9 protein-coding genes and 3 pseudogenes are annotated in these 11,881 nt (G+C 59.3%); 9 read left to right on the top strand and 3 right to left on the bottom strand.

All coding sequences use genetic code 11. The features are described from left to right. The first annotated feature begins 109 nt into the window (after positions 1 to 109). The 8 genes and pseudogenes from T9R20_RS13995 to T9R20_RS14020 all read left to right on the top strand — a co-directional run bounded on the left by T9R20_RS13995 (position 110) and on the right by T9R20_RS14020 (position 8,200). Complete coding sequence (locus T9R20_RS13995) at positions 110 to 1,627, top strand: sugar transferase (protein WP_322409920.1); 1,518 nt, start codon at positions 110 to 112, stop codon at positions 1,625 to 1,627. A gap of 12 nt (positions 1,628 to 1,639) precedes the next feature. Continuing rightward, positions 1,640 to 2,398 carry a glycosyltransferase gene (locus T9R20_RS14000; RefSeq protein WP_322409921.1) on the top strand — a complete coding sequence of 253 codons (759 nt, stop codon included), beginning with the start codon at positions 1,640 to 1,642 and terminating at the stop codon, positions 2,396 to 2,398. Further along, complete coding sequence (locus T9R20_RS17085; RefSeq protein WP_416182914.1) at positions 2,391 to 3,335, top strand: glycosyltransferase; 945 nt, start codon at positions 2,391 to 2,393, stop codon at positions 3,333 to 3,335. The genes T9R20_RS14000 and T9R20_RS17085 overlap by 8 nt, the downstream gene beginning before the upstream one ends. After that, positions 3,332 to 4,177: a glycosyltransferase family 2 protein gene (locus T9R20_RS14005; RefSeq protein ID WP_322409922.1), complete on the top strand. Its 846-nt coding sequence runs from the start codon at positions 3,332 to 3,334 to the stop codon at positions 4,175 to 4,177. The genes T9R20_RS17085 and T9R20_RS14005 overlap by 4 nt, the downstream gene beginning before the upstream one ends. Before the next feature lie 31 nt (positions 4,178 to 4,208). Further along, positions 4,209 to 5,423, top strand: coding sequence for a hypothetical protein (locus tag T9R20_RS14010; RefSeq protein WP_322409923.1), 1,215 nt, complete (start codon positions 4,209 to 4,211; stop codon positions 5,421 to 5,423). Positions 5,424 to 5,503: 80 nt separating this feature from the next. Further along, a complete protein-coding gene (locus T9R20_RS14015; RefSeq protein WP_322409924.1) occupies positions 5,504 to 6,499 on the top strand; it encodes a glycosyltransferase in 996 nt (331 codons plus the stop codon). A gap of 325 nt (positions 6,500 to 6,824) precedes the next feature. Continuing rightward, positions 6,825 to 6,924: pseudogene (locus T9R20_RS17090) on the top strand (DapH/DapD/GlmU-related protein); the annotation flags it as partial. Between the two features lie 82 nt (positions 6,925 to 7,006). Further along, positions 7,007 to 8,200, top strand: a complete 1,194-nt coding sequence (locus T9R20_RS14020) for a hypothetical protein (RefSeq protein ID WP_322409925.1) — start codon at positions 7,007 to 7,009, stop codon at positions 8,198 to 8,200. Between the two features lie 86 nt (positions 8,201 to 8,286). On the opposite strand, the pseudogene T9R20_RS17095 reads toward T9R20_RS14020, so the two are convergent. The 3 genes and pseudogenes from T9R20_RS17095 to T9R20_RS14035 form a co-directional block, all read right to left on the bottom strand. After that, positions 8,287 to 9,341: pseudogene (locus T9R20_RS17095) on the bottom strand (IS30 family transposase); the annotation flags it as partial. Positions 9,342 to 9,362: 21 nt separating this feature from the next. Continuing rightward, a pseudogene (locus T9R20_RS17100) lies at positions 9,363 to 9,473 on the bottom strand (helix-turn-helix domain-containing protein); the annotation flags it as partial. A gap of 413 nt (positions 9,474 to 9,886) precedes the next feature. Beyond that, positions 9,887 to 10,945 carry an acyltransferase gene (locus tag T9R20_RS14035; protein ID WP_322409928.1) on the bottom strand — a complete coding sequence of 353 codons (1,059 nt, stop codon included), beginning with the start codon at positions 10,943 to 10,945 and terminating at the stop codon, positions 9,887 to 9,889. 233 nt (positions 10,946 to 11,178) lie between these two features. Between T9R20_RS14035 and T9R20_RS14040 the strand changes: the two genes are divergently transcribed. Next, positions 11,179 to 11,421, top strand: a complete 243-nt coding sequence (locus T9R20_RS14040) for a hypothetical protein (RefSeq protein ID WP_322409929.1) — start codon at positions 11,179 to 11,181, stop codon at positions 11,419 to 11,421. Positions 11,422 to 11,881: the final 460 nt, after the last annotated feature.

Genomic DNA, 11,881 nt, shown 5'->3' on the forward strand with positions numbered 1-11,881 from the left:
GTTCACACGTGTCTTGCTATGGTCCTTTCGGGGATAACGCTTTTTCTGGGGAGAGAGGGATCAGTGACGTGCCGCGTCGTCGGGCACACGGCCGACCACGTCACTCCATATGAACGCGACGCACACACCCATCAGAAGTGTCGGTCTCTCCACGACCGAAGCCGGTTCGTCGGGTCGAACCGCACCCCCGCAGGCCTCGTGGCGAAAGCAGTATGCGCGACGCCTCTGGTTCAGCGACCTCTTCGTCCTGGTCTGGTCCGTCTACGGGACGCAATTGCTGTGGTTCGGTTTCAGCGGCGAAACCGTTGCCGCTCCCGATGACTTCCAAGCCGTTCAGATCTCCTATTGGACGGCCTCCGCTGTCCTCGTGGTCGTGTGGATGTGGGTGCTGTCCCTGATGGATTCTCGCGATCACCGCATCGTCGGCACCGGTAGTGGTGAGTACATTCGCATCATCGATGGCAGCCTGCGTCTTTTCGGCGGGGTGGCGATCGTGGCGTTCCTCCTTCGAGTCGACATCGCGCGCGGCTACCTGCTGATCGCCCTTCCTTTGGGAATCGCCATGCTCGTCGTAGAACGGGCCCTTTGGCGCCAGTGGCTCGTTGCGAATCGCTCGATGGGCCGATACTCCGCGCGTGTGCTTCTCGTCGGCTCAGAGCAATCGGTCTCGCACATCGCCCGCGAGCTCACGCGCGCACCAAGGGCGGGGTACTTCGTCGTCGGCGCTTGCGTTCCAACAGGCCTGGTGGGCGCGTCAATCCCAGGCACCGGAGTCCCGATTATGGGGAACGTCGATGCGGTGAAGAGAGCGATCGAGGTCACAGGCGCTGACACCGTCGCGATCACTAGCACGGACGAGCTCCCGCCGGACAAGGTCAAAGAGATCTCGTGGGGGCTCGAGGCGGGGCGTCAACACCTCATTCTCACGCCGAGCATCGTGGACATCGCAGGCCCGCGCATTCATATCCGCCCGGTGTCAGGCCTGCCCCTCATCCACGTCGAAACTCCCCGGTTCACGCGTGGTCAGCGATATGTGAAGCGAACCTTCGACCTGATTGTCGCCGGGGTTATCGTCGTCCTGCTGTCGCCCGTTCTCCTCGCAGTCGCAGTAGCAGTGGCAAGCACAAGTCCCGGCCCGCTCCTCTATCGCCAGCAGCGCATCGGGCTGAACGGAGAACCGTTCTGGATGCTCAAGTTCCGCTCGATGCGGGTGGGAGCCGACCAAGAGCTGAGAGCTCTCCTCGAGTCGCAGGGAACGAGCGAAAAGCCCTTGTTCAAAATTAAGGACGATCCCCGAATTACGCCGGTTGGTCGGTTCATCCGCAAATACTCTCTGGACGAGCTACCTCAGCTCTTCAACGTGCTCGGTGGGTCCATGAGTCTCGTTGGCCCCCGCCCCCAGATCGCCGCCGAGGTTGCGCTCTATAGCGATGCAGCCAAAAGGCGACTTCTCGCTCGACCGGGGCTAAGCGGGCTTTGGCAGGTGAGTGGGAGGTCAACTCTCGATTGGGAAGATGCCGTTCGGCTCGACCTCTACTACGTGGAAAACTGGAGCCTGATAGGAGATCTTACAATTCTTGTCAAGACCGTTCGGGCGGTAACTTCTCCCGGCCAGACGGCATCCTGAAACGGAAAAGTTATGCCACCCACTCCATTTACGTTGCTGACCGTCACGTACAACAGCGCCAAACCTCTTCGTCATCACTGGGCAGCGGGAGTTCCCCGGGGCCAGCGATGGATTGTGGTGGACAATGCTTCCAGCGACAACTCCGTCAGCGTCGCCAAGGATCTTGGGGCAGAAGTGATCCCCCTTGACCGCAACGTCGGCTTTGGACGCGCAAACAACATTGGCGCCCGACGCATCGATACAGAATTTGTAAGCATCGTAAATCCTGACGTCACAGTGGATTTCTCGACGATGCCGTATCTGGCTGATCAACTCAGAAACAATGAGCTTTTGCTGGCACCACAACTCGCATACCCCGACGGCACGCCTCAACCAAATGGTCGAGGACGCCCCTCGTTGACCAACAAGGTTCGACACAGAATTTCGCCGCGGCAATCTGAATCAGACGGCTACCGTATCGTGGCTGGGCCGGACGAACAGGTCGAGGTTGATTGGCTGATGGGAGCTGCGATAAGCATGCGCATGGAATCCTGGGAAAAGTTGGGTGGGTTTGATGAGAGATTCTTCGTGTACTACGAAGATATAGATCTTGGTTTACGCGCCGCCGAGCTGGGTATCCGACGGGTAGTTGATGGGGCGATTCGGTGGACGCATGGCTGGGCACGAGAGGCAAGTGGCTTCAACCTCAGAGGTTGGAAACTCGAGGCTGCGAGTGCTTCAAAGTTTTATCGAAAGTATCCGAGTCTTCTCGTTGGAACCAAGAATGTCTGACTCGGTTAGTGTTGTCATTACTGTTCTCAATGAGGGCGCCAGTGTTTCTGAATGGCTGGACTCACTCGCAAGGCAGACCCTCTTGCCAGATGAGCTAGTTGTTTGCGATGGCGGGTCAACAGACGCGACTCTGAACAAAATTCGAGGCCTTGCGGACTCCCTGCCGTTCTCGGTGACATTGATCGAAGAGCCAGGCGCGAATATCAGCCGCGGCAGAAACATTGCGATTGATCACGCATCATCTCAGTGGATCGCTGTCAGCGACGCCGGCACTCATCTTCAGCGAGACTGGCTCGAGAATCTGACTGCGCAACGATCCGGCGCTGACGTTGTCGCGGGGTTCTTCAAGCCGACGGGATCGACACCGTTTCGGCACATTTTGTCGGCGGCGATCACCCCGCTTCTCCGAGAGATCGATCCCGCCAAGTTCTTGCCTTCGTCGCGGTCCGTACTCTTCAGGAAGGACTGCTGGGCCTCCGTGGGGGGGTATCCGGAATGGCTAGACTACTGTGAGGATCTCGTCTTTGATGTTGCCCTGCTCAAGCACGAATTTGTGTTTAGATTTGCACCACACGCGATAGTGACATGGGACGGTCGCGACAATCTTCGCGCATTCTTCATGCAGTACTATCGGTATGCCAGAGGGGACGGCAAAGCTGGCCTATGGTTCGGGCGCCATCTTGCGCGTTATTCCTCGTACGCCCTCGGGATTCTGATGCTTGTGGCGAGCGCCCGACGACCACTCCTAGTCGCTCCGCTTATTGTGGGATCCGCCTTACACTTCAGTAAGCCTGCTAAGAGACTGATAAGCCACGCAGGATTGCCCCTTATGCGACGAATTCTAGGACTAGTGCTAGTCCCGGTGATTGTACTCACGGGAGACGTGGCGAAAATGATCGGATACCCCGTCGGCGTAGCCTGGCGGAGACGCCAATGACGAGCGGGCTGGATAGGACCGCGGCAATAGTTGTTCACCACAAGAATTTTCCTCAGGTGACCCTTACGGTTGACGACCTGTTGTCGACCGGAATACCGGCCAACAATGTCGTGGTAGTTGATAACTCCGAGGATGAAGGTACGGAAGATAAGTTGCGCCACTACCTTCACCCGCAAATCAAGCTTTTGACTGCGCCGAACTACGGATACGGGATGGCGGCTAACGCTGGATTGGACGAGATCTTCGGGCGCGATGCGCCCGTGGAAAGCATTCTCATCTCTTCCCACGAGACTCGCTTTCCGCCGAAAACCTTGGGTGTTCTAGTCGCTCAGCTCGACCGAGACTCCTCGATCGGCGCTGCGGGCCCAGTGCTATTCATGAAGGATGAGCCGGACCAGCTTTGGTCGGCTGGCGGTTCGCTGTCGAAGTACCTCAAGCGTCCCGTCCATCGGATGCAGATTCCGTCGGATCCCGTGTCTGCTACGTGGCTGGATGGTGCATTCGTTCTCTACCGCGCGGAAGCCATACGAAGCGCGCGATTTGATCCCGTCTATCGAATGTATTACGAAGAGACGGACTTGCATCTTCGGCTCGGAGCAGCGGGATGGAGAGTATCCGTTGTGCCACAGGCGATCGTGTACCAAGCCACCGCGGGAGCACCGCCCTTCTACGTGGGGCGCAACGGCTACCTCTTTGGCAAGAGGTACACCACGATCGTTCAACGATGGGCGGCTCTCGGCCGAGAGGCTTTGAGATTTGCCGTCCGCGGCCACGGGCGGACGAGTAGACGGGCGGCCGTCCGGGCATACGTCCAAGGAATGATCGATGGCATCAAGACCTGAGCCTCACGCCACGTTTTGGCGGCGACGTTTGATGTTCATCTTGGGTGGCGTCTTCTCGGCTTGCGCCTTCTTCCCCGCTGTAGTCTCATCGTTCGCGAATGTTCGCGTCACGATAGTCATTGTTGCGTTTCTTGTCGTCGCCATGACTGTTTACGGCCGTACCTCTTCAGCTACCTACGTGCTGATGTTGCTCACATTGTTTCTGGTGATCCTTATCGGAAGCCTTATATCGACTCAACTCGCAGACGCAACGGGGGACCCTCTCGTTGCCACCAACGCGCAGCGACTTTTTGTAGTAACTCCTCTACTTTTCGTTGCTGGAGTAGGCACCGGGCTTAGACTTGATTGGGCTCGCCCATTAGGCTTGGCATACCTATTCCTGGCTTTTGCCGCTAGTGGTCTCGCAATCGTGGAAGCGTCGGTCGGCCGATCGCTTCTTGGGCGCGATCTAGAGCTTGCAGAAATGTCGCGCGAAGGTGACATTCGTGCCATTGTCGCATCAGAGCACTCCCTTGTGCTCGGCACCCTGCTCGCACTCGCCATCCCAATTTGTTTGATTCTCCCAAAAGGTCTGAGACTTCCCGCTGCGACGCTTTTGGTTCTCGGCGTTGCGGCAACAGGTAGCCGCGGACCTTTGTTGGTGGGGTTAGTCTTTGCGATCGTCTCGCTTTTCCGCTCCGTCACGGCCAGCGTCGCTCGGCACAGCAGAATCCTGACTCTCACTGCGGTAGTTGGTCTTGGAGTCCTTGCGTATCTGTCTAGTTTTGTTTGGACCAACGTAGTCGAAGGCTCGACGGGAAGCGAATACAGCGCGAACTACAGGTGGGCAATTTACGCGACTGTCCCGGATCTCCTCATTTCGCAGCCGTTGGGATATGGTTTGGGCACTTTCCCTCAGGGCGTGTGGCTCGTCGAGTCTCGAGCGTTCGGCGTCAAAGATATCGTCTTGACCCTAGACTCCGAACTCGTGTATTCCGCATTCACTCTAGGTTGGATCGGCCTTGGCCTTGTCTCAGGCGCCCTAATCGTAAGCATTCTTGCTGTTCGACACAGCCCGATAGTTGGACTGACCGCAACGATGTGCTCGGTGCTCGGCCTATCTATCGCACTTCACGCATGGGACGGGCTGGGCGCGATGTGGGTCCTTCTTGTGGGCATGTCATCGGCAATCCTCCTGAAGGGGCGACAAATGAATGAACCACACATGCGTAGCGAAACCCTTGACGCGCTTAGGCCGTCGTCGTGACTCTTGCGAGGGTCCGCGTCTATCGCACTCTCCGCAGCGCACATCTCGAGCGGCTTGCTCAGTCGCCGTCCAGTCAATGCTTGTACCTCGAGGCAAGCTACGATCTTGATGGCGAACTGCTTGAAGCGACGGGGCGTTCGGCCACTCGCGTTTCATACTGGTCCTTAGTGCCCGCGCTGCGCGAGCGAAGGCCGAAGGTGCTCGAACTGAATGAGGCTTTCCAAGTGAACGCGTGGCCAATCATGGCCTTGGTCTCCATCTGGTTGGCGTTCACGCAGCGGCGGACGCGACCACGGATAGTCTTCTATGCAATTGAAAATCTCGATCCCATCGAGTCTTTGCGGTCGCGCCTCCGATCGACACAGCGGGTTGCGATTCTCATCCTTTCGCTGGCACTACGCTTCGTTGTGCCAACTCCGGACCGTGTCTGTTTTGGTTCACAAGCCGCGGAAGAGAATTACAGGCGACGCGCACCAAATCTAGTAGCTCGCGCAGAAACTCGCCTTATTGAAGCGCTCCCAGCGCCCACATCTTCGGTTCAGACCGCGCCCGAGATGGCAGCCATTTTCGTCGGCTCATTTGAAGACCGGAAATCCGTTCTCCAAACCAGCGAAGCATTCACTCTCTTGGCCCGCAAGCACCCGGACTGGTGTTTCACCGTCGCAGGGAAGGGCCCCTTGCAACGTGAAGTTCAGTCAATCTTAAATGGCGGAACCGTCGAGTTACGAATCGACCCACCCCGGGCTGTGGTAAGGGACCTCATTCGCCGATCCTCGGTTCTTGTGCTCGCCTCGCGACCAACCCCTCGGTGGAAAGAGCAGATTGGACTGCCAATTCTCGAAGCGTTGGCGGAGGGTCTCACTGTGGTCACCACGCCCGACACGGGGCTTGCGAGTTGGTTGTCCGCGAATGGGCACTACCTGACCCAGTCAAGCCCATCCGGGTCACAAATAGCCAAAGAAGTCGAGAAAGCGATCATCTCCCCACTTCCGCGTGCAGTTGTCGTCTCGACTTTACCCGCTGTTGATGCGCGCATAGCCGCCGACACATGGATGAATGGTTGGGATGATGCTTAAGGTCTGGCCCCGGCTTTTCCGGGACATCGCACTAGGTGCTATCCCGTTCTCCGCCCTATTTCCGCAACCTCTGCGGCCGTACTATCTTCGGCTGTTCGGGCTCGATATACACTCTTCTGCCAAACTCGCATCAAGGGTCCGCATTTCCGATCGGAGAGTGCAAATCGGACGGAACGTGTTTGTCAACACTGAGTGTTTCCTTGACGCGTCGGATTGGATCAGGATTGGTGATAACGTTGCATTCGGAATGCGCGTAGTTCTCCTGACGAGCACACACGGTATCGGGCCAGAAGAACGGCGCGCAGGGGAGGCGGACTCGAGCGGAATTGAGATTGGCGACGGTTGCTGGGTTGGGGCCAATGTCACAATTCTTCCGGGCGTTAAAGTGGGGTCTGGATGCATTCTCGCAGCCGGGAGCGTTGTCATACACGACTGTCTACCCAATCGGCTCTACGCGGGTGTTCCCGCTAGGGAAGTCCGACTGTTGAGTACGCTCAGTCCTGTGGGATGAAGAAGTACGTAACGGTCATCGCGACCAATCTGTTCTCGCAGGCCGCACTCGCGGGATTTCTGTTCTTGGTAGCCCTGCGGTTCGAACCCGCGGTTGCAGACCAATTTTCTCTTCTGCTTCAGACTGGTCTGATGGCTTTATCCGGCATCGTCATGGGCGTCGTCTACGGCCTGGCGCTTGGGCGGCCAGACTTTGACCTGTGGTCACAGTTCGCTATCTCTGCTGCCGTATTTAGCCTTTTGGTGGGTTTGGTCTCGTCCCTCGTCTGGGTCAGCCTTGGAAATCCCAATGGCCTGCTGTTCATAATCTCTGGCGCGGCTGGAGCACTTTATGCATGGGCAGGAACCCTGGCCGTGCGCCTCGCACTGCTTGGACGTCCCCTTTCCATACCGGCTGTGTCGGGGTCCTCCTCTGCATCACTCTTGGCTGGCCTCTTGCTGTCGTTGGTCTTGCCTTCGTCCATCGCGGTCTACTGCATCAGCGTCAGTTGGGTGCTTGGAGGCATGATCGCGGTTGGGCTAGTTCGTCGGGTCGCCAGAGACTCAATTGCGTCGACTGCAGGGCTGGCGAGTGGGCCTTCGGGGCGCGGGAGGATGCTTGAACACACGGCCGCTTTAGTAGCATCGGCTGCAACCGCGACGATATTGCCCGTGTTGGCGTCTACCGCACTGCTAGCTCTCCCGGCGGGCACACTTGCGCTCGCCTATTTCGTTGGAAGGTTCATCGGCGCGGGAGTCAATCTACTTGTCAACTCCGTGCTATCAGTGCGGTATCACTGGGCAAACTCCCCGATCCTGAACCGCGGCGTCATCCTTTTTGCGGTTCTTACGGCTCTCGTAGGCGCGGTCTGGATGCTTTGGCTGGCACTCCTAGGGAGCGATCAAACCGTGTGGGTGACCGTTTTGCCCTGGCTAATCATGGTCGCCACGTCGGCAATCCTGCTGCGAGAAGCTAACGCACAACTCAGGGTCAGGACGTTGTCGATCAAATCAACTATCGACCTACTTGGAGCATCAGTGGTCGTTGCTGCCCTCTTCGTCAATCCATCTGTCGTCGGCTATTTTTGTCTGTTCACCGTTTCCGGTTCTATCACTTGCTCAGTCACGCTCGCGTCGCAGCGCAGATGGTGGGAGATGTGTTTCGCAGCGGTCACCGGAGCGCTCGCAATGGCCGCGTCTTTTGCGGCTTGATCACAACCCGTGCTGTCTCGTCGCCAGAGACTCGTGTCGACGACGCTCGAAGAGTAGGCCATTGCGACGTCCTTGTATTCCAGCAGTCATCGCAACGAGGGGTGACTTCCGGAGGCTAGCAGGGTCGCGAAGAGGTCGGTTGGGGTTTGATCGCCGAGGGTGATTCGTGGTCGCCGGTTGAGCTCATTGTCGACACGGGCGAGGGCCGGTGCGCTGTGAACGGAGAGGTCCGTCGATTTCGGGAAGTACTGCCTGAAGAGTCCATTCGTGTTCTCGTTGGACCCTCGTTGCCAGGGGCTGACCGAGTCGCAGAAGTAGATCCTCGTTCCGGTCGCCTGGGTGATCTCGAGGTGTCGGGCCATCTCGGTGCCTTGGTCCCATGTCACCGTCCGTCGCAAGGGCCGGGGGGGTGGTCGTTCAGTGGCACGAGTGCGTGGAGCAGTTCCGTCGAGTTGTGCGAGGGCAGGTGAAGAAGCTTCACGAAACGAGTCTGGCGTTCGACGAGCGTGCCGATCGCGGACGGTTGTGCGGTCCGACGATGAGGTCCCCTTCCCAATGACCGGCGATCGATCTGTCAGTTGGGTCGAAGCCGCGGTCGTGGACGGAGAGCATCGGCTGCGCGAACCGACGCCTTGTGCGGACCTGACGGCTCTGCCCGCGCCGGTGATCGCGCCCGGTGCGTAGTGGAGAGAGTTCCGGCTTGCGGATGATCCCTGATCCAGGGCGGTAGATCTCCTGATAGATCGTCTCCGTCGTCACCCGGGCGCTCGGTCGTGCGGGTGGGCGAGTCTGAGCGCCCGTGAGATCTGCTGGGCACTCCATCGCTCCCGGAGCTTGCCGCTGCGAACGTACGCAGCTTCGCATCCGTGGACAGCTTCAGCGGGCGACTGCGGCGCCGCCGCGTTGCTGCGGCAGCGTGCGCGTGGAATGGTCGATACTGGCCGGATTCGTGCAGGTTGCGACGCAGTTCTCGGCTGATCGTCGACGGCGCCCGCCTGAGCGCCCGCCCGATGGCGGTCGGGCGATCGCCCCGGCTGGCGAGGTCGGCGATCTGAGTGCGCTCAGTCTCGGACAGGAACCGGGACGAGATCGTGCGGGCGGCGAGCGGATCGAGCGGTGGCGCGAACTTGACCGTGCCATCCTTTTGTCGCTTCGACCAACCGTTCTTCCAGAGATTACCTGACGACCGCGAAATCCCGAGCTTCTTGCATGCGCTGCGAACGGACTGGCCCTGCCCGAGCAACTCCAAGAACTGTCGGCGCTTGTCCGTCATCGGCCGGCGGCCCGGCCCCTTTCGAATACGACGAGACGACTTACGAGAACCCCTTTCGAATGGTCCTCGTTGCGATGGTCACTAGAAACCACCACGTCGCAATGGGCTACTCTTCGAGCGTCGTCGACATGATACCCGGGCGGTTCAAAATACGCCTACAACCTCTGTCTCTGGTTTCTAGTCAAACGGGGATTTTCGGACCATTGTTCCTGATCGTGGTCGTCGTCGACGCCGTGTTTTGGAAGGTCCGGTGTGCAACGCCCGCTCGTGTCGGCTCTGCATCGACGGCGATAGGACTGCGGGCGACTTCGTTCGTCGCGCCGCTTCCGATCGGACTGTCCGATTGCCTGCTCGGTGGCCTTCTGGGCGTCGCGATCGGTCACCGGCGGACGCCAAGGGGAGCGCGGGTCACGTCAGTGTTCGCGGACCTCGCTGCCGTCCCCTGAGGCCGGTGCCCGCCGCAGAGACTGATTCTTGTAACGGAGCACTGGCTTCTCGATTAAGAACCAGCTTGCGGCCGCGACGGGGACCGTGATGGCAAGTGCGAGTGATGCAAATCCCGGTACACCGAGAGTCCACACGCCTGCGAGGGCAAGGACTTGCTGGATTGGGAAGGCGTATATGTAGACGCCGTACGAGATGTCGTTCCGAAGCCGAAGGCGCGGTGTCTTGATGACGGCGCCGATCACGAGCATCAGGTAAGCCAGCGGGAGCGACGCCAGCAGCCGATAATCCGGCAACCAGAGCGAGCCGACAACTAGCAAGATTGAGAGCATCACAAAGTTTCGGTTACAGCGGATCCGGTCTTGAAGTTGCCAGATCAGAGCTCCAGCTAGGAACATGCTGCCGAATCGCGCCGCCGTCTCCACAAGCCAGATCTCGACCGGGGCGAGCGATGTGAATGCGATCCCCAGCACACAAATGATGAAAAGAACGGGGACGACTGGAGGATGTCGCAGCGCTCCCGTGACGCCGAGCGCAAGGATGAGCAGGTAACAGAGGAACTCCCACGCGAGGGTCCAGATGGACCCGTTCCACACGCCTGGGAAGGGAACTCCCGCGGGGGTGCCGTCGATGCCGTATTGGAACACCCACAGAACGGCATTCTTCACGACGTAGGTGAGGTTTCCCATGCCGAAAGTCATCGTTGCGAGCGGCGCGACGATGAATGCGGTTACGAGAAGGCAAACCCAGAACGCGGGAAGGATCCGCAGGATTCTGGCGCGCAGGTAACGCCCCGCGTGCGGGTCTCGCATCCACGATCCGAGGATGAGGAATCCGGATATGGCGAAGAAGCCGTCGACCCACACCTCGGCGAGGAGTTGGCGGAGCGGTAGAAGATCGATCTCGGCCCCCGTAAGCGGGAACGAGTGCCAGAGGATGACGCCCGCCGCGAGAAACAACCGCACGAAGTTGAGTCCGTTCGCACGCGGGTCAAAGACGCTGCTGAATGAGTCTGGGTTCCGCGGCATGGCCCCACAGTATTCAACCCCTGACGATTGGTCCGAATCAGAAACGTGACCGTCACATCGGACTGGATCACATCCTCTCCGCCGGCGCAACCGTGCCCACCATCCGCATCAACGGCGTAACCGTCGATCCATAGGAGTGCTAATGCCCGCAACCCGTAAAGTGACCCCGAAAGCGACACGGCTTCTGTCGTACCTAGAGAAGGTCAACGGCGACTCGGCGCGCGTTCATCCTCGTGGAGCGCTTCGCCAAGACCGTGACCTTCTTGTGGCTTTTTCATGCCTACGATTCGTCGCATGACGCGCTCCTTGGCGGTTACGCAGGCACCGGTGCCGCGCTAATCGACGCGCGACATGTTGTGGTGTGCCTTAACCCGGCCGGGTCGCTCTATTCGTCCACGAAGGCGCTGAAGCACCTCACCGTCGCGCACACCGCGCACGAGGTCGAGTTGCGGCGGATGGGGGAGACGATCGAGTAACGTCCTCTTCGGCGCGTTGCACGGTGTATGCCTCCCCACTTCCGCCACCGGCGAAGCTCTCCTGCCGATTATCCGCGGCCTGCACGTCGTCAACGGCGTTGACGACACGGAGGCGCTGACGTGAGCCTGATGGGGTTCGGGATGCGCCTGTCCGGTTTTTCGCGAACGGCGGCAACACGTCGTATATGCGGTCCACGAACCCGGCACGCATTCCCGCAACCGTGTTCAGCGTCCCGGTCCGGCTCGTCTACACCGGGCCCGACAACTCCGACACCCCCTCCCTGCGCGGCACACGAAATTGTTCGCACGCAACCTCAGGGGTGCGGGTTGGCCGTTTACGGTGCGGGAGCCGTCGACGCGCGCACAAGAGTTCGCGACGGGTCTTGCCCACCGCCGCGAACAGGACTGACCATTGCGGGGCGCGTACGCTCACCAGTCTGATCCTGGCCGGCCGTGGAAA

This window comes from Microbacterium invictum (genome assembly GCF_034421375.1).
In the GTDB taxonomy this organism is placed as follows: domain Bacteria; phylum Actinomycetota; class Actinomycetes; order Actinomycetales; family Microbacteriaceae; genus Microbacterium; species Microbacterium invictum_A.

Coding starts and splice junctions, on each gene's coding strand:
- T9R20_RS13995 (WP_322409920.1), top strand. CDS start 110: ATGAACGCGACGCACACACCCATCAGAAGTGTCGGTCTCTCCACGACC.
- T9R20_RS14035 (WP_322409928.1), bottom strand. CDS start 10,945: ATGCCGCGGAACCCAGACTCATTCAGCAGCGTCTTTGACCCGCGTGCG.
- T9R20_RS14000 (WP_322409921.1), top strand. CDS start 1,640: ATGCCACCCACTCCATTTACGTTGCTGACCGTCACGTACAACAGCGCC.
- T9R20_RS14010 (WP_322409923.1), top strand. CDS start 4,209: ATGTTCATCTTGGGTGGCGTCTTCTCGGCTTGCGCCTTCTTCCCCGCT.
- T9R20_RS14005 (WP_322409922.1), top strand. CDS start 3,332: ATGACGAGCGGGCTGGATAGGACCGCGGCAATAGTTGTTCACCACAAG.
- T9R20_RS14020 (WP_322409925.1), top strand. CDS start 7,007: ATGAAGAAGTACGTAACGGTCATCGCGACCAATCTGTTCTCGCAGGCC.
- T9R20_RS17085 (WP_416182914.1), top strand. CDS start 2,391: ATGTCTGACTCGGTTAGTGTTGTCATTACTGTTCTCAATGAGGGCGCC.